This window comes from Phycicoccus sp. Root563, from assembly GCF_001427915.1.
In the GTDB taxonomy this organism is placed as follows: Bacteria; Actinomycetota; Actinomycetes; order Actinomycetales; family Dermatophilaceae; genus Pedococcus.
Genome location: NZ_LMGM01000001.1, coordinates 2,917,559 through 2,939,975 on the forward strand (window position 1 = coordinate 2,917,559; position 22,417 = coordinate 2,939,975).

General features: G+C 71.6%; 17 protein-coding genes and 1 riboswitch. Of the genes, 9 read left to right on the forward strand and 8 right to left on the reverse strand.

Translation table 11 applies throughout. The annotated features are described in order from the left end of the window. Window positions 1-103 precede the first annotated feature (103 nt). Window positions 104-1,675: an ABC transporter substrate-binding protein gene (locus tag ASD62_RS13925; protein WP_056916467.1), complete on the reverse strand. Its 1,572-nt coding sequence runs from the start codon at window positions 1,673-1,675 to the stop codon at window positions 104-106. A gap of 301 nt (window positions 1,676-1,976) precedes the next feature. On the opposite strand from ASD62_RS13925, the gene ASD62_RS13930 reads away from it, so the two are divergent. From ASD62_RS13930 to ASD62_RS13940, 3 genes are all read left to right on the forward strand, one after another. Beyond that, entirely contained in the window at window positions 1,977-5,390 is a 3,414-nt protein-coding gene (locus ASD62_RS13930) for a GH36-type glycosyl hydrolase domain-containing protein (RefSeq protein ID WP_157581475.1), read from the forward strand. Between the two features lies 1 nt (window position 5,391). Then, a complete protein-coding gene (locus ASD62_RS13935; protein ID WP_056916469.1) occupies window positions 5,392-7,563 on the forward strand; it encodes a glycoside hydrolase family 3 N-terminal domain-containing protein in 2,172 nt (723 codons plus the stop codon). Between the two features lie 146 nt (window positions 7,564-7,709). Further along, entirely contained in the window at window positions 7,710-10,085 is a 2,376-nt protein-coding gene (locus ASD62_RS13940; protein ID WP_056916470.1) for a beta-galactosidase, read from the forward strand. Window positions 10,086-10,197: 112 nt separating this feature from the next. On the opposite strand, the gene ASD62_RS13945 is transcribed toward ASD62_RS13940, so the two are convergent. Both ASD62_RS13945 and ASD62_RS13950 read right to left on the reverse strand, forming a co-directional pair. Next, on the reverse strand, window positions 10,198-10,944 hold the full coding sequence (locus ASD62_RS13945) for an SDR family NAD(P)-dependent oxidoreductase (protein ID WP_056916471.1): 747 nt from the start codon (window positions 10,942-10,944) through the stop codon (window positions 10,198-10,200). Then, entirely contained in the window at window positions 10,941-11,693 is a 753-nt protein-coding gene (locus ASD62_RS13950; protein ID WP_056916472.1) for a hypothetical protein, read from the reverse strand. The genes ASD62_RS13945 and ASD62_RS13950 overlap by 4 nt, the downstream gene beginning before the upstream one ends. Window positions 11,694-11,781: 88 nt before the next feature. Here ASD62_RS13950 and ASD62_RS13955 point away from each other — a divergent pair, with 88 nt between their 5' ends. From ASD62_RS13955 to ASD62_RS13970, 4 genes are all read left to right on the forward strand, one after another. Continuing rightward, window positions 11,782-13,005, forward strand: coding sequence for an MFS transporter (locus ASD62_RS13955; RefSeq protein WP_157581476.1), 1,224 nt, complete (start codon window positions 11,782-11,784; stop codon window positions 13,003-13,005). Between the two features lie 44 nt (window positions 13,006-13,049). Then, entirely contained in the window at window positions 13,050-13,748 is a 699-nt protein-coding gene (locus tag ASD62_RS13960) for a metal-dependent transcriptional regulator (RefSeq protein ID WP_056916474.1), read from the forward strand. 180 nt (window positions 13,749-13,928) lie between these two features. After that, a riboswitch (cyclic di-AMP (ydaO/yuaA leader) is annotated at window positions 13,929-14,144 on the forward strand. Window positions 14,145-14,146: 2 nt separating this feature from the next. Then, complete coding sequence (locus ASD62_RS20390) at window positions 14,147-14,911, forward strand: C40 family peptidase (RefSeq protein ID WP_082580826.1); 765 nt, start codon at window positions 14,147-14,149, stop codon at window positions 14,909-14,911. Between the two features lie 158 nt (window positions 14,912-15,069). Further along, window positions 15,070-15,747 carry a DsbA family oxidoreductase gene (locus ASD62_RS13970; RefSeq protein WP_056916476.1) on the forward strand — a complete coding sequence of 226 codons (678 nt, stop codon included), beginning with the start codon at window positions 15,070-15,072 and terminating at the stop codon, window positions 15,745-15,747. Window positions 15,748-15,752: 5 nt separating this feature from the next. Here ASD62_RS13970 and ASD62_RS13975 read toward each other — a convergent pair whose 3' ends face one another. Together ASD62_RS13975 and ASD62_RS13980 are read right to left on the reverse strand one after the other, a co-directional pair. After that, the gene (locus tag ASD62_RS13975) at window positions 15,753-16,283 is read right to left on the reverse strand and encodes an O-acetyl-ADP-ribose deacetylase (RefSeq protein ID WP_056916477.1); all 531 of its coding nucleotides are present in this window, start codon (window positions 16,281-16,283) and stop codon (window positions 15,753-15,755) included. A gap of 14 nt (window positions 16,284-16,297) precedes the next feature. Further along, a complete protein-coding gene (locus tag ASD62_RS13980; RefSeq protein WP_056916478.1) occupies window positions 16,298-17,395 on the reverse strand; it encodes a calcium:proton antiporter in 1,098 nt (365 codons plus the stop codon). A 90-nt stretch (window positions 17,396-17,485) separates the two neighbouring features. Here ASD62_RS13980 and ASD62_RS13985 point away from each other — a divergent pair, with 90 nt between their 5' ends. Beyond that, window positions 17,486-18,364 (forward strand): DUF1028 domain-containing protein, encoded by an 879-nt coding sequence (locus ASD62_RS13985; protein WP_056916479.1) that lies wholly within the window; start codon window positions 17,486-17,488, stop codon window positions 18,362-18,364. Here the strand turns inward: ASD62_RS13985 and ASD62_RS20495 are convergent. Then, window positions 18,343-18,870 (reverse strand): PLD nuclease N-terminal domain-containing protein, encoded by a 528-nt coding sequence (locus tag ASD62_RS20495; RefSeq protein WP_082580827.1) that lies wholly within the window; start codon window positions 18,868-18,870, stop codon window positions 18,343-18,345. The genes ASD62_RS13985 and ASD62_RS20495 overlap by 22 nt on opposite strands. Before the next feature lie 101 nt (window positions 18,871-18,971). Continuing rightward, window positions 18,972-20,669 (reverse strand): alpha-glucosidase, encoded by a 1,698-nt coding sequence (locus ASD62_RS13995; protein ID WP_164488419.1) that lies wholly within the window; start codon window positions 20,667-20,669, stop codon window positions 18,972-18,974. A gap of 122 nt (window positions 20,670-20,791) precedes the next feature. On the opposite strand from ASD62_RS13995, the gene ASD62_RS14000 reads away from it, so the two are divergent. Beyond that, window positions 20,792-21,007 (forward strand): hypothetical protein, encoded by a 216-nt coding sequence (locus tag ASD62_RS14000; RefSeq protein ID WP_056916480.1) that lies wholly within the window; start codon window positions 20,792-20,794, stop codon window positions 21,005-21,007. A 10-nt stretch (window positions 21,008-21,017) separates the two neighbouring features. Here ASD62_RS14000 and ASD62_RS14005 read toward each other — a convergent pair whose 3' ends face one another. Continuing rightward, window positions 21,018-22,334, reverse strand: a complete 1,317-nt coding sequence (locus ASD62_RS14005) for a D-alanyl-D-alanine carboxypeptidase/D-alanyl-D-alanine-endopeptidase (protein ID WP_056916481.1) — start codon at window positions 22,332-22,334, stop codon at window positions 21,018-21,020. Window positions 22,335-22,417 lie beyond the last annotated feature (83 nt).

Sequence of the window (22,417 nt, forward strand, 5' to 3'; positions counted from 1 at the left end):
CTCGGGCCGGGAGACCGTCGAGCTCGTGGCGGGCCTCACGGCCCCGGGGGGCCAGCGGGAGCACCGGTGTCGGTGCTCCCNCTGGACCTGTGCGTCGCCGGGGTTACTTGGCGGGCTTGAGGTTCGTGATGATCAGCAGCCGGTCGTCGGCGGGCTGGGCGTAGGGGTTCGCCTCGTCCGGCCAGCCGACGGCCTTGTCCGTGCGGTAGAAGATGCGCGCCGGGGCGTAGATGAGCGGGATGACCGGGTACTTCGTCATCATCGTGTCGACCAGCGTGCCGACGAGCTGCTTCTGCTTCGCCTCGTCGACCGTGGCGCTGAGCTCCTTGACCGTCGCGTCGGTCGACGCGTCGCGGAAGCGCTCGACGTTGCCGAGGATCGCGGTCTTGGTCGGGATCTGGTTGGACGCGAGCTTGCCGCCGATGTTCTTGGCGTTCTCGCAGCCACCGTGCAGGTACTCGAGCAGGGCCTGGTAGTCGCCGCTCTTCTTCTGCGCGTCGACCGACTCGGGGGCGGTGGCCAGCACCTTGGAGTTGACGCCCATGGCGTTGAGGTCGCGGACGATCACCTCGGCCATCGACTGGTAGTCGATGTACCCGGCCTGGACCGTGAACGTGATGTTGATCGGCTTGCCGTCCGGCGTCGTGCGCTTGCCGTCGGCGCCCTTGGCGTAGCCGGCGGCGTCGAGCATCTGGTTGGCCTTGGCGGTGTCGAACGGGATCACCGTGTTCGCGCCGCCGTTCGCCGCGTACTGCTCCGGGAGCAGGTTCGCCGCGGCCGGGAGCTTGAGTCCGGTCTGGCTGGCCGGCTTCATGATCCCGTAGGTCGCCTTGTCGGACATCTCCTGGCGGTTGAAGCCCTGCGCGATGGCCTCGCGGAACTTCACGTCGTTGAACGGTGCCTTCTCGACGTTCGGTGAGAAGACGGTCATGCCGTTCGGCGGGAAGTACAGGTGGTTCGTCTTGGGGTCGGCGTCGATGAACGCACGCTTCGGGTTGGGGATCTCACCCTGGTAGGCGTCGAGCTGGCCCGACTTCAGCTTCAGGGCGGCCTGAGCGGCCTCGAAGTTGCCCTCGAGGACGAGCTTCTGGACCTTGACCTTGTCGGCCTGCCAGTAGTCGGCGCGGCGGACGAGCTCGAGGCGGCGGCCGTTGTAGCTGCCGACCTTGAACGGGCCGGTGCCGACCGGGGCCTTGTCGATGTACTTCGTGGGGTCGCCGACCTTGCCGTACACGTGCTCCGGGAGGACCTGCATCTTGATGAGCTCGTCGAACTTCGGGGCGGCGTTGCCCGTGAACTCGATCCGGACCTTGTTGCCCGTGGCGGTGACGCTCTTCGCCGGTGCCCCGAACACGTCGGTCCAGATGCCGGCGCGGTCCAGGGCGGGGTACTGCTTGGCGAGGTTCAGGGTGAAGGCGACGTCCTTGGCCGTGAACGCCTGGCCGTCGCTCCACTTCACGCCGTCACGGATGGTGAAGTCGAGCGTGGTCGCGCCGCCGTCCCACGTGAAGTCGGTGGCCAGCCAGGGGGTGACGTTGCACGTGATGCCGTTGCGGATCATCAGGGGCTCGTAGAGCCACGTCTTGGTGACCGCGTTGACGGCGTAGGGGTTGTAGTCCACCAGCCCACCGATGGTCGCCGGTGCGTCGGAGGGGAAGTTGAGCTGGGCGATCATGCCGTCGCCACCAGCGCCCCCACCTCCCTCGCCTCCTGCTGAGCGGCTGCCCGCGCAGGCCGAGAGGCCCAGGGCTCCGCAAAGTGCAAGAGCCACAACGGATTTGGTTTTCGTCGACATTGACTGACCTTCCGGGGTGATGAATGTGTTGTCACCTTGGGTCGGTCCGCAGTGGCGTGTCAACGGTTCTGGCCATGAAAGTACTTTCATGGCCGCGGCTCGTGCTCAGTGATCGAGTTTCATTTATTTACAAGCGAATTCGGGTTGTCATCGGCGCTTGCGCCACTGCTATACAACAGGGGTGTCTTTTCGGACGAACGCGATGACGCGTGGCCACCATGAACTCTCCAGCGACGCAGGGCTGAGGGCGGTGTTCACGGACGAGGCCTGCCTGGCCCGTCTCGACGCCGGTGACACCTCGCTCCTGATGTACCCCGCCAGCGCCCACGAGGCCGGCCCGCTCAACCTCTGGTTGCGGCGCCTCGACGGCGACGACGCGGCATACGTCCCACTGCTCGGGCCTGCGAGCCCCAGCTCGGTGAGCTGGTCCGCGGAGGTCCCCACGGTGACCGGCGAGTGGGACGGGCTGCGGTATGCCGTGACGTTCCGCCTCGCTGCGTCGGCCCCCGTGTGGTTCTGGCACGTGGCGGTCGAGAACACCGGTGACACGGAGGTCGAGGTCGACGTCGTCCTGACGCACGACCCCGGCCTGGCGCCCTACGGGGCGGTCCGCAACAACGAGTTCTACGTGAGCCAGTACCTCGACCTCACCCCGGTGACCACGAGCCGTGGCACCGCGATCGCCGTGCGGCAGAACATGCCCGGCGAGCTGGTGCCCTGGGTGCTCGTGGGTTCGCTGGCCAGCGGCGCGGGCTGGGCGACCGACACCCTCCAGCTGGTGCGCGGTGCGCAGCGGCCGGGAGAGCCTGTCGCCCTCGCGACGGCCGTCCTGCCCTCGCACCGGCTCCAGCACGAGCACGCCCTGGTCGTCCTCCAGGACGCCCCGGTTCGCCTGACTCCCGGGGGGAGGCACCTGACGGGGTTCCACGGCACCAGCCTCGAGGACCACCCGGAGGCCACCTCGGACTCGGACGCCCACTGGGCGGACGTCGCCCTGGCCCAGCCCGAGGCCGACGCTGTCGACTGGTTCGAGGACGCCCTCGCGTCGCAGGGGGCGTCGCACGGGTCCGGTGCCCGCTCCGGCGCGCTCTTCAGCGCTGCCCCCGTTTTCGCGAGCGAGGACCTCGACCCCGACACCCTGCGCGAGATCACGGGTCACACCGACCTCGCCCATGCCGAGCACGACGACGAGGGCGAGCTGCTGGCCGGGTTCGGCAGCGACGGTTCGCACGTCGTCACGGCGGCCAAGGAACGCGCCGTCCTCCGCCCGCACGGCCACCTCCTGCGGACCGGCGACTCCCTCGTGCCGGACACCCGCGGACTCACCTCGACGGTCTGGATGACGGGTGGCTTCCACTCGCAGGTGACGCGGGGCCACGTCGGTCGCGACCGGCTGTTGTCGACCCGTCGCGGCTACCTCGGCGTGCAGCGGGCCCAGGGCCTGCGGGTCTTCGTCGAGGACGGCGCGAGTGCCACCGGCTGGGCGCTGCTCGAAACCCCGAGCGCCTGGTCGCTGCGCACCGACTCCGCCACCTGGTGGTACTGCGCCGACGACGTCGCCCTCGAGGTCACCTCGTCGGCCCCCACAACCTCCCACGAGCTCGGCCTGTCGGTGCGGTGGCTGTCCGGTGCCCCGCGCCGCGTCCTCGTGGCCCTGCACGTCGCCCTGTCGGGCGACGACGGGCTCGACCCCGCCGACCACCTCCTCACCGAGCGTGACGGCGGCCTCGACATCGGTGACGACGACACGACCCTGCGACTGGACTGGCAGGGCAGCGGGATCGCCGTCGGCGGCGACGAGCTCCTGTTCGCCGACGGCACGACGCGTGGCACCCCGTGGGTGACCCTCGAGGTCCCCGCGCGCAGCCGGTTCGACCTGACCCTCTCGGTCGCCGACGCGCGGACCGACCTGGAGGTGCGTCCGACGGCCGACCAGCACCTCGGGCCGGACTGGACCTCGACGGTCTCCCGCGGCCTGCGGCTCGGGACGCCGGTCGCTGCCGCGTCCGACCCCGCAGGCGCCCTCGCCGCCGAGGTCGCCCGCATCGACGCGGTCCTGCCGTGGTTCACCCAGAACGCCCTGGTGCACTACCTGTCCCCGCGGGGTCTCGAGCAGTTCTCGGGCGGCGGGTGGGGGACGCGTGACGTCTGCCAGGGACCGGTCGGGCTGCTCACGGCACTGGGGCGCGACGACGAGCAGCGCGACGTGCTGCTGCGCGTCTTCCGCGCCCAGAACGCCCGGGGGGACTGGCCCCAGGCCTTCGACTTCCTCCCGCCGCTGGCCGAGGGCGGCCAGCAGGACGCCCATGGTGACGTGGTCTACTGGCCGCTGCTGGCGACGGGCGACTACCTGCGCGCGACCGCAGACGCCTCCCTGCTGAGCGAAGGGGTCCCCTTCGTCGGTGACGACGGCCTGACCGTGCCGGCCTCCGTGGAGGACCACCTCCGCGGGGCCCTGGACCGCGTGGCGGAGGTGCGCGTCCCCGGAACGGCCCTGCCGGCCTACGGGCACGGGGACTGGAACGACTCGCTCCAGCCGGCCGACCCCCACCTGGCGGCCCGCCTCGTCTCCACGTGGACCACCGTCCTGCTCGTGACGGCACTGCGGTCCCTCGCCGAAGGCCTCGAGTCCTGCGGTGCCGCTGACGACCTGGTGACCCGGGCGCGGGAGGCGGCGGACGCCGCCGACGACGCCATCCAGTCCGACCTGATGGTCGACGGGGTCCTGCCGGGGTACGTCCTCCTCCACGACGACGGCACGTCCGAGCCGTTGGTGCACCCGCGCGACACCCGCACCGGCCTCACGTACGGCGTGCTGCCGTGGATCCACGCGATCTCGGCCGACCTGCTCACCCCGGACCAGGCCCGCGCCCACCTCGACCTGATCGAGGAGCACCTGCTCGGTCCCGACGGCGCCCGGCTCTTCGACCGCCCGGTGGCGTACCGGGGCGGGCCGATGAGCGTCTTCCAGCGTGCCGAGGCGAGCACCTTCTGGGGTCGCGAGATCGGCCTCATGTACATGCACGCCCACCTGCGCTACGCCGAGGCGCTGGCGCGGTTCGGCGAGCCGCGGCGGCTGTTCGCGGCTCTGGCCCAGGCCAACCCGGTCGGGATCACCGAGCGTGTGCCGAACGCCCGCCCGCGACAGAGCACCACCTACTACTCCTCCTCGGACGGCGCCTTCGACGACCGCCTCGACGCGAGCGAGCGGTATGCCGCGCTGATGGCGGGCGACGTCGACCTCGAGGGTGGGTGGCGCGTGTACTCCTCCGGACCGGGTCTCTACCTGCGCCTGCTCGCCGAGACCCTCCTCGGAGTGCGTGCCCGTGCCGACCGGGTCGAGCTGGACCCGGTGCTCGACCCCGGCCTGGACGGACTGACCGCGCGAGTCCCGTTGGGGGACAAGCGGTTGCGGATCACCTACCGCGTCGGTGCAGTGGGATCCGGGGTGACCCGGGTGACGTCCGGCGGCCGTGAGCTGCGGTCGATCCCGTTGCAGAACCCGTACCGTGGAGCGGGTGTCAGCGTCGCCCGGACGGACCTGCTGGCGCGCGCGACCGGCGACGACATCGAGCTCACCGTGGAGATCTCCTGACATGACTGCCGACCAGAGCGCCCGGCCCTGGCTGGACCCTGACCGCAGCACCACCGAACGCGTCGAGCTCCTCCTGGCGCAGATGACCCTGGCGGAGAAGGTGGGGCAGACCCATCAGGTCGCCAACATCCACCCCGACGACGACGCCGCGCAGCTCGCCGGAGGACGGATCGGCTCCAGCCTGTTCGCCAGCGGTGCCACGGGTGGCAACGAGCGTGACGAAGGTGTCCTGGCGGCGAACATCGACGCGGCCCAGCGCCACGCGGTCGAGGCGAGCCGGCTCGGCATACCGGTCCTGTTCGGGCGGGACGTCATCCACGGGCACCGCACGGTGTGCCCCATCCCGCTCGGTCTCGCGGCGTCCTTCGACGTGGGGCTCGTCGAGGAGGTCGCCGCCGTGGCTGCCGCCGAGGCGGTCGTCGACGGTGTCGCGTGGACGTTCGCGCCCATGGTGGACCTGTCGGAGGAGCCGAGATGGGGCCGGGTGGCCGAGTCGCTCGGCGAGACGCCGGTCCTCAGCGGGCGGCTGGCTGCCGCGATGGTGAAGGGGTTCCAGGGCGACGACCCCTCGGACCCCGACCACATCGCGGCCTGCGCCAAGCACTTCGCCGGCTACGGCCTTTCCGCGGGCGGCCGCGACTACGACACCGTCTCGGTCGGCGAGAACACGCTGCGCAACCTGCACCTGCGCCCCTTCAAGGCCGCCGTCGACGCCGGTGTCGCCACGATCATGGCTGCCTTCAACGACGTCGACGGCACGCCCATGCACGCCCACCGGCACCTGCTGAGGGACGTGCTCAAGGGTGAGTGGGGCTTCGACGGCGTCGTCGTCGCCGACTGGAACGGGATCGGGCAGCTGGTCCACCAAGGTGTTGCCGCAGACCTGCGCGAGGCGGCGCTCCTGGCGATCGAGGCGGGCGTCGACCTCGACATGTGCTCGGGCTCCTACGCCGCGCACCTCGCCGAGCTCGTGGAGTCCGGCGAGGTCGACGAGGCGCTGGTCGACGGCGCGGTGCGCCGGTTGCTCACCCTGAAGTTCCGGCTCGGGTTGTTCGACCGTCCCTACGTCGGCGAGCCGATCCGCAGCAACGCACCGACGGACGCCTCGAGGGCGACGGCCCTGCGCGCCGCCCACGCGGCGCACGTCCTCGTCTCCAACAACGGGATCCTGCCGCTCGCACCCGGTGCGGGGACCGTGCACCTCACCGGTCCGTACGCCGAGGCCGCGGAGGAGCTCTTCGGGACCTGGACCCTCGACGGCCGTGGTGAGGACGTCGTCGCCCCGGCCACCGCCTTCAGGGCCCGGCTGGGTGGGGAGCAGCTGCTCGTCTCCGACGGCCGGTTCAGCGACCGCTCCGTCCAGCAGGTGCGCAACGCCGACGTCACCGTCGCGGTCGTCGGGGAGCATCCCTGGCGATCCGGCGAGGCGAACTCGGTCACCGACATCGGCCTACCGGCCGGGCAGCTCGAGCACCTGCGTCAGCTGTCACGGATCGGGAAGCCGCTCGTCGTGGTCGTCTACACCGGTCGGCCGCTCGAGCTCGGTGACGTCCTGGACCTCGCCGACGCGGTGCTGGTCGTCTGGCACCCCGGTGTCGAGGCAGGAAATGCGTTGGCGGACATCGTGTTCGGTGACGTGGCACCCCACGGACGCCTGCCGATGACGTTCCCCCGGACCACGGGGCACATCCCGACGAGCACCCACCAACGGCCCACCGGTCGGCTCATCGAGCTGCACGAGGAAGGTCGGCAGGGCCGCTACCTCGACGACCAGGTCTTCCCGAGGCTGCCGTTCGGGTACGGCCTCACGTACACCTCGTTCGAGTACGGCGAGCTGCGCACGGTCGGCGGGACGGAGCTGTCCGGGGCCGGTGAGGTCGTCGTGGAGATCGATGTCACCAACACCGGTGACCGCGCCGGCAGGGAGGTGGTGCAGCTGTCCTTCCGCGACCCGGTCGCCCAGGTGACCCGACCTCTCGTCGAGCTCGTCGACTGGGCGTTCCTGGACCTCGCGCCGGGGGAGAAGGGCACCGCCTCGTTCACCGTGCGGGCCGACCAGTTCGCCTACTTCGGCACCGACAACACCACTCGGGTCGATGCGGGGGAGATCGTCCTCGTCGCCGGCCCCGACGCCCTGCACGGCTCCCGGCTGTCCCTGCGCGTCAACCCCTGAGCACGCCAGGCCGTCGTGGCACCTCGCCACGACGGCCTCGGTGGTCCCCAGGCCCCTCGGGGCCCTCGGGATCCCTTGGGCCGACCGAGCTCCTCAACCCCAGAACCCCTGAACCCCAGAACCCCTGCCCCCCAACGGAAAGCGTCATGATCCAGATCCAGGACAAGCAGATCCTCATCGACGGCGAGGCCCGCGTGGTGATGGCCGGCGAGATCCACTACTTCCGCGTGGCGCGCGAGGAGTGGGAGCAGCGCATCCTGCTGCTCAAGGAGGCGGGCTGCAACACCGTCGCCTCGTACATCCCGTGGCTGTGGCACGAGCTGCCCGACGGCACGATCGACGTGACCGGTGCCACGCGGCCGGAGCGCGACATCGGCGCGTTCATCAACCTGTGCGCCGAGCACGGCCTGTGGTTCGTCGCCCGGCCGGGACCGTTCATCATGGCCGAGCTGAAGAACGAGGGACTGCCGTTCCGCCTCTACACCGACCACCCCGAGATCGTGCCGGTCGGCTGGGACGGGAAGCAGACGCCCAGCCGCACCGTCGACTACCTCGCGCCCGCCTACCTCGACGAGTGCCGTCGGTGGTTCGGCGCCGTCCTGCCGCTCATCGCCCGACGGCTGCAGCCGAACGGCGGCAACGTCATCGCGGTCCAGCTCGACAACGAGATCGGGATGCTCGCCTGGGTGACCAACAGCCCGGACCTCACCGACGACCTCGTCGCCGACTTCGCGCGGTGGGCCGTCGCGCGCCACGGCGGCGACGCGCCATACCCCTTGTCTGGCACAGCGATCCGCACACCCGGTGAGGAGGATGCGGGCGTGCTGCGACAGGACCTCGCGGTCTTCATGCGCGACCGGTTCCGGCGCTACGTCGAGGAGCTGCGCACGATGGCCGAGGCGCAGGGGGTGACGGACGTGCCGTTCCTCATCAACATCCACGGCACCGAGGGCGGCAGCGGGGAGCCGTTCCCCATCGGGGTCAGCCAGCTCGTCGACACGTATGCCGGGGTGCCGGGGATGCTGTCCGGGTCCGACCACTACATGGGCGACATGACGCTCAACACGACGACCGACCTCTACGTCATCAACGCCTTCATGGACGCGGTGCACGGACCGGGCCAGCCGACGACGTCCTTGGAGTTCGAGGCCGGGTCGGGCGACTACGGCGGTGGCATCGACAACCAGTACGACCCGTCGACGGTCGACCTCAAGACCCGCCGTTCGCTGGCGCAGGGCAACCGCGCCATCAACTACTACCTCTTCGCCGGCGGCATCAACCCGCCGCTCGAGGTGCCCGTGGGCGACGGGAACGACCGGATCAGCTTCACCGGAGAGCGCCACGGCACCGCCGCGCCCGTCGGCCCCGAGGGCCAGAAGGGCATGACGTATGCCGCGACGGCGCGGGTCGTGCACGCGGTCCGGGTCCACGAGCGCTGGCTGTCGCGCATGGAGGAGGAGCACGACGGCGTGCAGCTGGGGCTGGTCCTCGACGCCTACGCCACGGAGTACCACCACCCCGACAGCGCGGTGATGACCGAGGTCGTCGACGACCTGCAGCGACACCGTGGCGCCGGCCCGCGGCGAGCGCTCGTGCGGTCGATGCTTCTCGGCGGGTACCGGTTCCCGGCAGTGCACCTGCAGCGCGACGAACCCACTGGGGTGGTCGCCCTGTCGACCGGGCGCCACCTGTCGCCGGAGGTCCAGCAGGGCCTCGTCGACCACCTGACCCGCGGCGGTGGCCTGCTCCTGCTCGGTCGGGTGCCCGACCGAGACCTGGAGGGTCGACCCTGCACGCTCCTCGCCGACGCGATGGGTGTCTCCGGGGGGGACCTCACCTGGGGGGCCGACCACTACTACCCGTCCGCCGTCGCCAGTGGCTGGGCGGCACCGTGGCCCGAGACCCGGGTCGGCTGGTTCCAGGCGCTCGAGCACGAGCGCGGTGAGGCGGTCCTGCACGACGTGGACGGAGCCGTGATCGGCATCGACGTCGAGGTCGGCGCCGGCCGCGCGATCCTGCTGGCGGCCGAGCTGCCCTCGGACGTCGGCCTGTTCGGGCGTGCCCTCCGGCGTCTCGGTGCCGCTCCGGGGCTGGAGTTCTCGGCCGCGGTGCCGGGGATCTTCGCCACGACGTCCGCGACGGCCGATGGTGAGCGGATGCTGCACCTGACGAACATCAGCGGGCACGACAACCCCGTCACGCTGACCCTCGACGGCACGATGCTCGGTGACGGCGCCCTCGTCGTCCCGCCACGGACGGGCGCGTTCCTGGCGCTCGGCCTCGACACCCCGGTCGGCCGGGTCGAGTGGGCGAACGCCGAGCTCATCGAGGTCGGCGACGACCGGCTGGTGTTCGGGCCGCCGCTGGGCGGTCGGACCACGGTCGTCCTCGACACGGTCCCGGGCACCGAGGTCGTCGCGACGGCAGGCCCGGACGAGGTCGCCGTCGCGCGGGACGGGGACGTCCGGACGTTCACGGCCCCCGCCGGCTCACCCCTGGTCCTGACCCTCACCCCCGCCTGACCCCGCGGCCCCTGACGCGCAAAGCGGGTGTCGTTCGGGAACACCAGGACAAATAAGTCCCGGTTCGCCGAACGACACCCGCTTTGCGGAGGGGTGAGGGCGAGACGCGGGGTCAGGGCTCGCGGTGCACCTTGTAGGACGCGGCCTGGGCGCGGGGCTTGATCACCAGCAGGTCGATGTTGACGTGCGCCGGGCGCTGCACCATCCAGACGACCGCCTCGGCCACGTCATCGGCCACGAGCGGCTCGGCGACCCCGGCGTACACCGAGTCGGCCCGCTCCTGGTCCCCGCCGAACCTCGTCAACGAGAACTCCTCCGTCTTCACCATGCCCGGCGCGATCTCCGTGATCCGGACCGGCTGGTCCACGAGCTCGAGGCGCAGGGTCTCGGTCAGCACGGCGACGGCGTGCTTGGCCGCGGTGTACCCCGACCCGCCCTCGTAGACGGTCCGGCCGGCGATCGAGCCGACGTTGACGATGGTGCCGGCGCCCGACGCGACGAGAGCCGGCAGCAGGGCCTGGGTGACCTGCAGGGTCCCGATGACGTTGGACTCGAACATCCCCCGCCAGTCGGCGACGTCGGTGGACGCGGCCGGCGCCAGGCCCAGGGCACCACCGGCGTTGTTGACGAGGACGTCGAGCCGGTCGCCCACGGCCGCCGCGAGCGCCGCGACGTCGGTCGCGTCCGAGACGTCGCACGTGACGGCGCGGCCGTCGATCTCGGTCGCCAGGGCCTCGATGCGGTCGGCGCGACGGGCCGCGCAGACGACCTCGAAGCCCGCTGCGGCGAGCTGCCGCGCGGTGGCCGCACCGATGCCGCTGCTGGCTCCGGTGACGACGGCGAGGGGTCGGGTGGTCATGAGGTGCCTCCTGCAGGGCTGGCGGGACGGATGGTGGCGGGGTCGATGGCGATCCAGGTGGCCTCGGCCTGCGCGAGGAGGGTGCCGTCGGCGGCATACAGGGCCGTGCCGCTGAGGTGCTTGCGCCCCTCCTCGCCGCGCTGCCACGCCATGACGACGTGGGGTTCACCGGCAACGGGAAGGGTGTCGACGCGGGCGGTCATGGTGCCGAGCACCATCGGCCGCCCCGCGATGCCGGACGCCCAGCCGCCGGGACAGCCCAGCGCGGCCCACACCGTCTCGAGGTCGACGTCGTCGCCGGGCACCCACGCGCAGGCGTAGGTGTCCGAGTCCGCCACCCGTCCGGGCTGCAGCCGCAGTCCGTCCCCACGGGAACGGCCGGTGCCGCAGGAGAAGCAGGTGGGGAACGGGTGGTCGGCCAGCCCCTCGTAGCGCTCGCCGGCCGCTTGCGCGTCCTCGAACGACACCGGACCCGGTATGCCGCGCGGCTCGGGTCCGTGGACGGCCTGCCCCTGCGCCACGAGGTGGTCGCCGTCGAACAGCTCGACGACGGTGGTCGAGCCGTCCGGACCGCCGGGGACCGTGCGCGTCGCCATCTCCCGGTCCAGCGGCGGCGGGGTCCGCAGGCGCACGGAGACCGCAGGGAGCTCCGGGGAGGTGGGGACCTGTCCGGCGAAGTGACCGCTGACCCAGCCGCCGTTGCCCGACTCGGGAGGGCCGCAGAACCGCGCCGGCACGAGGAAAGCCATGGCCCGAACCTACTGTGCGCCCCGTGGGGTGCGCCGGGGGCACCGACCCGTGGGGCCGCAGACGCGGGCACGGGTGAGAATGGGCGGGATGTCACGACCCGAGGCCACCACCGATCCGACCGTCAGCCTGCGCAGCATCGCGGTGCCGGCCTACGGGCCGACGGTCATCGCGGCGATCGGTGCGGGGGCGATCGTGCCGATCGTGGCCCTCAGCGCCCTCGACCTCGGGGCGTCCCAGTCGGTCGCCGCGCTCACCGCGGGGCTCGGGCTGGTCGCGGAGCTCTTCTTCGCCGTGCCGGCGGGGGCACTCGTGAACCGCGTGGGGGAGCGCCGGGCCCTGCTCTGGGCCAGTGCCGTCGACGCCGTGGCAGCCTTCGTCGCGCTGACGGCCCCCTCACTGGCCGTCCTGATGGCCACCGTCTTCGCGATGGGCTTCACCTCGTCGGTCTTCCTCGTCGCACGTCAGGCCTACCTCATCGACGCGGTGCCGGCCTCGATGCGGGCGCGCGCCATGTCGACCCTGGGCGGGGTCAACCGGATCGGCATGTTCATCGGCCCGTTCGTCGGTGCACCGATCATCCACGCCTGGGGGCCACGGGCCGGGTTCGCCGTCGCCGTGGCTGCCGGACTCGCCGCCGCGGCCCTGGTGCAGTTCGGCCCGGACCTGACGGCCGCCCACGAGGCCCAGGCGAAGGAGGAGTCGCGCGACCGGACGCGCGTCAGCACCGCCACGGTGCTGTGGGACCACCGGCGCACCTACCTCACCCTCGGGCTGGGGATCATGGTCATCGGTGCGGCCCGGTCCTCCCGGGTGGTCCTGCTCCCCCTGTGGGCCGAGTACGTCGGGCTCTCGGCGAGCACCACGGCCATCATCTTCGGGATCGTCGCCGGCGTGGAGATGCTCCTGTTCTACCCCGCCGGCTCGGTGATGGACCGGTTCGGCCGCATCTGGGTGGCGGTGCCGTGCGTCGTGCTGCTGGGGATCGGGATGCTGGCCCTCCCGCTCACCCACAGCGCGGTGGCGGTGACCCTGGTCGCCCTCGTCGCGGCCGTCGGCAACGGGATGGGGTCGGGCATCGTCATGACCCTCGGCGCCGACAGCGCCCCCGAGTGGGGCCGGTCGCAGTTCCTCGGAGGCTGGCGGTTCATGTCGGTGATCGGTGGGAGCGGCGCCCCGGCCCTGATCAGCCTCGTCACCGCCGAGGCCGGGCTGGCCGCCGCATGCGTCTCCCTGGGCGGGCTGGCGCTCCTCGGCACGGGATGGCTGGGGTACTGGGTGCCGCGCTTCGACCCCGTTCGCCGCCGCGGCTGAGCAGGGCGGCCCCGGCTGACGCCTCCAGATGAGAGGCTTGCCCTGTGACGGACCTGATCGACACCACCGAGATGTACCTCAAGACGATCTTCGAGCTCGAGGAAGAGGGCATCGTCCCCCTGCGTGCCCGCATCGCCGAGCGGCTCGGGCACTCCGGTCCGACCGTGTCCCAGACCGTCGCCCGCATGGAGCGCGACGGGCTGCTCAGCCTCGGGGGTGACCGTCACCTCGAGCTGTCCGACCACGGTCGCCTGCTCGCCACCCGCGTGATGCGCAAGCACCGCCTGGCTGAGCGACTCCTCGTCGACGTGATCGGCCTGGAGTGGGAGTACGTCCACGACGAGGCGTGCCGCTGGGAGCACGTGATGTCGGAGCGGGTGGAGCGCAAGATCCTCGCGATGCTCAAGGACCACCACGACTCGCCCTACGGCAACCCCATCCCCGGACTCGACGAGCTCGGGGAGGAGGAGCCCATGGAGGGTTTCCGCACCGGCCTGCAGACGCTCACCGAGCTCGCGGGAGAGCACCCCGAGGTCGTCCTGGTGCGCCGCATCGGCGAGCCCGTGCAGGTCGACCACGAGGCGCTGGCCCTGCTCACCGTGGCCCGGTTGCTCCCCGGGGAGCGGGTGCGCGTCCACCGTGCCGACGGCCGCGTGGTCGCCGTCCGGGAGGATGCTCCGGACTCCACCGCGGTGTCCCTGCCGGACGACGTCGCGCAGCACGTCTTCGGCGCGCTCATCTGAGCCATCCGTGGTAGCCCTGCGAGGGTGCTGAGCACGAACTCCAGCCGCGCCCTCACGGACCGATGCACGTTTCGACCGCTTTCTTGGGGTTTTCTTGACCCGCCGTGACCCGAACGTGACATTCCCTGAGGCCTTGTGTACGGTGGCCGAGGTCTCTTCGCCCCCCGGAGAGGCTGGCCCGATGTGGAAACGCCTAGTCCTGTCACCACGCCCGGGTCCACCAGCAACACCGCTTGGCAGGAGCGGGGGACCCAATTTCGGGCCGTCTCCGGACGGTCCTTGGGGTGAAGTCCTCGTGTGAGCGCCCGCAAGGTCGGGTGGCAAACCGCGAGGGCCGGGTGATCTACCTCCACCCGAACCCGACAGCTCACCTCGTAGGCGCTGGAGGTTCAACCATCGTGGCTTCACACAGCTCTGGTCGCCATCGCGCGCCCGGTCGTTTCAATCCCGTCTCCGAGCTCGCTGACATCGCCGCCAAGGCCGCTCAGCCCGCCGTGAAGACATCCGCCGTGATCGCCGCCTCCGGTGGCCTCGTGGCGTCCTTCGCCCTCCCCGCCTCCGCAGCCCCGGCTGCCGAGCCCTCGACCCGGACGGCCGCCACCGCCGCCGCCCCCGTGGCCGTGAAGGCTCCCGAGGCCGCTGCGCCCCAGGCCGCGGACGCGTTCGGCGTGATCGGCTTCAGCGCCACCGCCAAGCCGAAGCCCAAGCCGAAGCCGAAGCCGAAGCCCAAGGCCCGCCCCGTGGTCGTGCCGGCCGCCCAGACGCGTGCCCCCGCCGCGGCGAGCCGCTCGACCGAGCGCTCCGCCGTCCCGGCCGCACCGTCCGGTCCTGCCGTCGGTGGCGTCCTCGGCATCGCCGCGCAGTACGCCGGCATCATGTACGTCTACGGCGGCACCACCCCCGCCGGCTTCGACTGCTCCGGCTACACCGCCTACGTCTTCCGCCAGCTCGGCATCAACCTGCCGCGCACGGCCGAGGCCCAGCGCCAGGCCACCACCCCCGTGTCCAACCCGCAGCCGGGCGACCTCGTGTTCTTCGGCTCGCCGGCCTACCACGTGGGCATCTACGCCGGGAACGGCAAGATGTGGGACAGCCCCCGCACCGGCAAGGCCGTCGCCCTGCGCGACATCTGGTCCTCCAGCGTGACCTACGGTCGCCCCTGAGCCTGCGCGCTCACCGAGGCTGACCTCCGGCTCCACGAAGGCCCCCACCGCACCGCGGTGGGGGCCTTCGTCGTGCGCCCACCGGTATGCCGGGTGCCTGATGTGGGGTGCCGCCCGCCCGTGTGACGCCGCGCAGGGCGTCGTGTGAGGATGGAGCGATGAACGCAGTGGAGATCGACGTCTGGGCCGACGTGGTCTGCCCGTGGTGCTACCTCGGCAAGCGGCGCCTCGAGCTGGCCATCGCCGTGAGCGCCCACCCGGCAGAGGTCACGGTGACCTACCACGCCTTCGAGCTCGACCCCAGCACGCCGAAGGGCACGGGTGACACCGTCCTGGCGTGGTTGGCCGGGCGGTACGGCACGGACCTCGACGGCGCCCGCGAGATGGCCGAGCGGCCGGCGACGATGGGCCGCCCCGACGGCATCGACATCGAGGTCGACAAGCAGCTGCGGTCCAACTCCTTCGACGCGCACCGACTCGTCGCTCTCGGGCTGGCCCAGGGTGGACCGGCGCTGCAGGGTGCGGTCCTGGAGCGGATGTTCAACGCGCACTTCACCGAGGGCAAGGCCATCGACGACGTCGAGACCCTGCAGCGGCTCGGTGCCGAGGCCGGGCTGGACGGGCGACGCGTGTCGGCGGTGCTGGCCGGCGACGAGTACACCGACGAGGTCCGTGGCGACGAGGAGGCGGCCCGCGAGCTCGGGATCACCGGGGTGCCGTTCTACATGGGCAACCACAAGGTGGGCCTGTCGGGGGTGCACACCGTGGAGATCCTCGGTCGGCTCATCGAGGCCGCCGCGGCCGACGACGACGAGCCGGCCTCGGCCGACGCCTGAGCCGGTCAGCCCAGCTCGGCCTCGAACGCGGCCAGCAGCCGGTCGCTGAACAGCACGAACCGGACGAGGTCGATCTCCGGCGCTACGCCGGACCGGGCGGCCAGATCCGCGCGCACCGCTGTCACGGCGACGCGCGCCACCTCGTCGGCGTCCCAGCCGTAGACGCCCGCGCTGACGGCAGGGAAGGCCACCGATCGCGCGCCGACCTTGCGGGCGACGGCGAGGCTGCGCGTGAAGCACGAGGCCAGCAGGGCGGGGTCGGTCTGGCCACGGTGCCTGTTCGGACCGACCGTGTGGATGACCCACCGCGCCGGCAGGTCGCCGGCGCCCGTGGCCACCGCGTCGCCGACCTCGAGGCCGTCGCGGTGGGTGGTGTTCCGGAGCCTGCGGCACTCCTCGAGCAACCGGGGTCCGGCTACGGCGTGGATGGCACCGTCGACACCGCCACCCCCGAGCAGGGCCGAGCTGGCCGCGTTGACGATCGCGTCGACCTGCTCGCGGGTGATGTCGCCCCGGACCGCTTCGATGCGCGTCATACCTCCACGCGTCCTCAGGGGTTGACGGCGAGGAAGACGAACGCCGCGAGCAGGACGATGTGCACCCCACCCTGCAGGCGCGTCGCGCGGCCGGGCACGACGGTGAGCACGCTGACCAGGACGGTCAGGCCGAGCAGGACCATCTGCACCGGGCCGAGCCCGAGCAGCAGCGGGCCGTCGAGCCAGATGGAGGCGATGGCGATCGCCGGGATGGTCAAGCCGATGCTGGCCATCGCCGAACCCAGCGCGAGGTTGAGGCTGATCTGGATCCGGTTGCGCTGGGCGGCCCGCACGGCGGCCAGCGTCTCGGGGAGCAGCACGAGCAGGGCGATGACGACACCGACGAACGACTGCGGGAAGCCTGCCGCGGCCACGGCCGACTCGATGGCCGGCGACTCGACCTTGGCGAGGCCGACGACCGCGACGAGGGAGGCAAGCAGGAGGCCGAGGGAGAGGTAGGTCTGCCTGGTGCTCGGGGGGTTGGCGTGCTCGTCGTTGAGGGGTTCGCCCTGTTTGCCGACGGGGAGGAAGAAGTCGCGGTGCCGCACGGTCTGGGTGGTGACGAACATGCCGTAGAGGACCAGCGAGATGACCGCGGCGAAGGCGAGCTGGCCGGGCGTGAACTCCGGTCCCGGCTCGCCCGTGGTGAACGTCGGGACGACCATGGTGAGGATGGCCAGCGTCGTCACGGTGGCCAGCGCGGCGCCAGTGCCCTCGGCGTTGAACGAGATGAGCTTGTACCGGCGCGCGCCGACGAACAGCGACAGCCCGACGATCCCGTTGCAGGTGATCATCACCGCCGCGAACACCGTGTCCCGGGCCAGCGTCGAGGTCTCCTTGCCGCCGGAGATCATCAGCGTGACGATCAGCGCCACCTCGATGATGGTGACGGCGACGGCGAGGACGAGGGAGCCGAAGGGTTCACCGACGCGGTGGGCGACGACCTCGGCGTGGTGCACCGCGGCCAGCACCGCGGCGGCGAGCGCGGCGGCGATGACGATGACGGGCAGGGTGCCGAGATCGCGACCCCAGGTGAGGGCCAGGGCAACGAGTGCCACGACGGGAGAGAGGGTGGTCCAGGTGAGCATGGGGTTGGTCGTTCGCGCGGCCATGCTCCATTGTCCCAGAGATTTCGAACCCCCACCGCACCGTCCACGCCCGTCCGCCGCGCCGTCCTCTCCGGTAGCGCCTAGCGTCGACCCATGACGTTCTCCATCGCTGGTCAGGTCGGTGACGCGTTCGGGGTCGCCGTCGCGAGCAAGTTCCCGTTCGTCGGGGCGGTGGTTCCTGCCGCCCGGCTCGGGGTGGGAGCCGTCGCGACGCAGGCGATGGCGCGTGTCTCCTACCGCGACACCGCCCTCGAAGCACTGGCTGGTGGAGCCGATGCGCACGGTGCGGTTACCGCGTGCACGCAGCCCGATGACGGCCGGGAGCACCGGCAGCTGGGCGTCGTCGGCGTCGACTCGCAGGCGACGTTCACCGGCAGTGAGTGCATGGACTGGGCGGGTGGCGTCAGTGGGCGCGAGGCCACCGGCGGGTACGCCATCCAGGGAAACATCCTCACCGGTCGCGACGTCGTCGAGGCGATGGAACATGCCTGGCTCGCCTCGTCGGGCGGTTCGCTGACCGACCGACTGCTCGCCGCCCTGCTCGCCGGGGATGCGGCCGGGGGCGACTCGCGTGGTCGTCAGGGAGCGGCGCTGTATGCGGTGGCACCGGGTGCGGGGTACGACGGCTACGGGGTCCTCGCCGACGTCCGGGTCGACGACCACCCGCAGGCACCGCAGGAGCTGGCGCGGCTGCTGGTCGTCAACGACCTGCTCTTCGGCACGGCCGAAGAGGTCCTGCCGCTCACCGGCGCGTTGGCCGAGGAGGTCGGGAGCCGCCTGGCCGCGCTGGGGCACCCGGTCGTGGACACCGGCGGGGACGGTGCCGTCGGCCGGGCGTTGGAGTCCTGGGCCTCGGAGGCGAACTACGAGATGAGGATGAGCCCCGACGGCATCGACACCAAGGTGCTCGCGGCGCTCCGTGCGGAGACGGCCGACCTGCGCCGGGAAGGTCAGGCCGGCCCTCCGGGCTGACCGTCCTGGGGAGCCGTGCCGTTCTGGCCGGCGCGGCCGGGGTCGAGGGGGTCGACCTGGCCGGGCTGCGCGTACGGGTTCGGCTCCGTCGGCTTGAGGCGGCGGCGCTCGTGGGCCTCCCGGATCTCCTGGCGCTCGCGCTCCTCCCGCTGCTCGCGGGCCAGTCGCTGCAGCCTCGCCTCCTGGCGCTGCGCCTCGGCGCGCTCGCGCACCTGCTTGAGGAACGCCTCGTCGGCCTCGGGGTCGGTCGCCACGAACCGCCCGGGGCGGTCGTACTCGGAGTACCCCGTGTTGCCCTTGTAGGGCATCCCGCGGGGCGCTGACTGGGGCTTGCCCGCCACGAGCCAGGCGACCGCACCGACGACCGACGTGATCAGCACGATCATGATCCAGCTCGCCTTGCCGAGGTTCCGCATCCGGTGCTCGTCGGTCATGATCACGTCGAGCAGGCAGTAGATCCACAGGGCTGTGCCCAGGACCCCCAAGCCGAGCTCTGCGCGAATCACGCCGCGATGGTGCCACGCCCGCACCGGATCCGTCCCGGAAATCCCCGGACCTCGCCCTTGCCGGATCACGCAACACCTACCCGCTCCGGGCTGGCGAGCGGTCAGCGACGCAGGACGCGGGCCTCCCAGGCGCGCAGGGGCGCAGTGACCGAGCTCGGCTCACCGACGTTGCCGAGCAGCAGCGTCGAACCGGCCCAGCCGTCGAGGTCGTCGAGCACGTCGAGGGCGAGCTCGTCGCCGGAGAAGTTGGCGACGACGAGCAGCTCGACGCCCTCGTGCGAGCGGGTGAACGCGTAGAGCGTCGGGTGGTCGGCGGCGAGCATCTGGAAGTCGCCGTGGCCGACGGCCGGCTCGGTGTGCCGCAGCTCGATCACCCGGCGGTAGTGGTGGAACACCGAGTCGTCGTCGGCGACCTCGGCCTCGGCATTGATCTCCACGTAGTTGGGGTTGGCCCTGAACCACGGTGTGCCGGTGGTGAACCCGCCGTGGCCGGTGCTGTCCCACTGCATCGGGGAGCGCGCGTTGTCGCGGCTGCCGATCCTCAGGTTGTCCAGCACGCTGGCCGCGTCCGAACCGGACTCGACGGCCATCCGGTAGTAGTTCACCGACTCGATGTCGAGGAAGTCCTCCGACGACGCGAACGGCACGTTCGTCATACCGAGCTCTTCACCCTGGTAGACGTAGGGCGTCCCGCGGTGCAGGTGCAGGACCGTGCCGAGCAGCTTCGCGGATGCGACGCGGTGCTCGGGAGCGTCGGAGCCGAACCGAGACACCGCGCGCGGCTGGTCGTGGTTGTTCCAGTAGAGGGAGTTCCAGCCGGTCTCGGCGAGCCCCTCCTGCCAGCGGCCGAGCGACGTCTTGAGCTCGCGCAGGTCGAGGGTGCGGCGGTCCCACTTGTGGTCGCCGTGGTCGAGACCGACGTGCTCGAACTGGAACACCATGTCGACCTCGTGCCGCGCCGGGTCGGTGTAGAGGACGGCGTCGTCCACCGTCACGCCGGGCATCTCGCCGACGGTGAGCAGCTTCTCCGCGCGCCCCTCGAAGACCGACGCGTGCATCTCCTGGAGGAACTCGTGGATGCGCGGCCCGTTCAGGAAGTGCGGCGTCCCGTCGCCGAGCCCGGGGCTGCCGGGGATCGGCTCGCCGTCGGGCAGGGACGTGACCTTGGAGATCATGTTGATGACGTCCATGCGGAACCCGTCGACGCCGCGGTCCAGCCACCAGCGCATCATCGAGTAGACGGCTTCGCGGACCTCGGGGTTCTCCCAGTTGAGGTCGGGCTGCTTGCGGCTGAACAGGTGCAGGTAGTACTCCCCGCTGACCTCGTCGAGCTCCCAGGCCGGACCGCTGAAGAACGACTCCCAGTTGTTGGGGGCGGTCGGGGACCCGTCCGCGGACTCACCGGGGGAGCGCCACCAGTACCAGTCCCGCTTCGGGTTGTCGGTGCTCGAGCGCGACTCCACGAACCACGGGTGCTCGTCGGAGGTGTGGTTCACCACGAGGTCCATGACGATGCGTATGCCGCGCGCGTGCGCCTGCGCGATCAGCTCGTCCACGTCCGCGAGCGTCCCGAAGGTCGGGTCGATGTCCTGGTAGTCGGCGATGTCGTAGCCGTTGTCGTCCTGCGGGCTGGTGTAGATCGGCGACAGCCAGAGCACGTCGATGCCCAGGGTGTGCAGGTAGTCGAGGCGGTCGATGATGCCGCGGACGTCGCCGATGCCGTCGCCGTTGCTGTCCTGGAAGCTGCGGGGGTAGATCTGGTAGACGACGGCGTCACGGAACCACGGGGCTTCGGTCATGGGCAGCAGTCTGGTCGCCGTTGCGTGGTGCGGCAAAGCCATTGCCCGGAGGTGTCGCATGCCGGATCATCAGGGACGAGCCACTCGTACCCACTGGGGGGCGGCGGGCTCGGATCGGACGGGTGTTCCTCGTGTTCTTCACAGTCGTGCTCGGCGGGATCTTCGCGATCGGGGCGGTCGCTGTCGTCGTCGGCCTCGTGGTGGCAGTGGTGGCGCGCTCGCGGGACCACCGCACCAGGGACGAGCGTCGCGCGGACGAGCACGGCGATCTCGCGCCGGGTTCGGCCAGGGTCACGCCCGGCTACGGCGCCAACCAGATCGGTGGCATGGGGCACTGACCCCAGGGGCTCAGTAGCAGCCGGTCACCGTGGCGGCGAGCATGTCCAGGCCCTGCTTGAGGGCCGGCGTCGAGCCCTTGCCGTTCACCACGAACGCGAACGTCTTCACCTGGCCGTCGGCGCCGAGGGTCCAGCCCGACAGGGCCACGGCGTCGCTGAGCGTGCCCGTCTTGGCGTGCACCCGTCCGACCGCGCACCTCGACTCGGCCGTCGTGAACCGCCCCATCGACGAGCTGAGGGTCCCGCTCCGACCGGAGACGGGCAGTCCCGCGTCGGAGCGCAGCAGCGCGAACCGGGTGGCGTTGCCGGGCTCGAAGGCGTTGGCCACGATCCGGGCCAGCTGCAGCCCGCTCAGCCGCCCGCTGCGCGACAGGCCGGAGCCGTCGTAGAGAGCGGTCGCGGACAGCCCCTCCTTGCCGAGCAGGGCCGCCTGGGCGTTCCGGGCCGCCGTCCACGTGTTGCCGTACCCCGTCGCGATGGCGACGAGCCGGTGCAGGGCCTCGGCGTCCTCGTTGTCCGAGTCGAGCAGCATCGGACCGACGATCTCCCCGACGGTCTGGCCGGCCGAGGTCGCGATGACGGGGGCGTCGACGGCAGCCCGCCCGCGGCCGATCTTCGTGGCGGTCACGCCGTTGGCCTTGAGCTGGGCGGCGAACAGCTTCGCCGCGTCGATGGTCGTGTCGGAGTTCTGCCGTCCGTCGACCACGAGGGCACGCAACCAGGTCGTGTCGTCGGGGATGTAGGAGGACTTCCATCCCGTCGCGAGGGTGGGTGCGGGGAAGAGGTGGTCGTCGGCATACAGGCGGACCGTGGTCCGGCCGGCGGACCTGAGCGTCGCGGCGGTGGTCCTGGCCAGGGCCGCGAGCTGGCCGGAGCTGAACGCCGGGTCCCCGGAGCCGACGAGGATGACCTGGTCCGACCACGGTCCACGCTTGACGCTGGTGACGAACCGGTGCGAGGAGCCGAAGACGCGCAGTGCGTCGGTCGCGGTGACGAGCTTGGTGGTGGAGGCCGGCATCAGGGCGGTGGTGCCGTTCCTGCTCCACACGACACGACCGCTCGCGGCGTCGACGACGGCGCCCGTGAACGACGACCCGAACCGTGCGGTCGTCGTCCGGACGTCCAGCTTTGCCTTCATACGGTGCTCGGCGGGACGGAAGACGACCGTCGGCCGGGTCGGGTCGGGCGAGATGGGCACCGCGTGGGCGGGGGAGAGCGCGAGGCCGGAGACGACGGCGCTCGCGAGCGCTCCGGAGGCAAGCAGCCGGGTCAGCCGCGTGCGGCGGGGCGGCGACGTGCGGGTGGAGCTCGTCAGGGATGGGGTCATGACCGTCCTCCGGGGGCGTGGCGCGGTCTCCGTGGGGGCGGAAGGGGCGCCTGTGACGTGGGAGGACGGTAGCGGCGGGGACG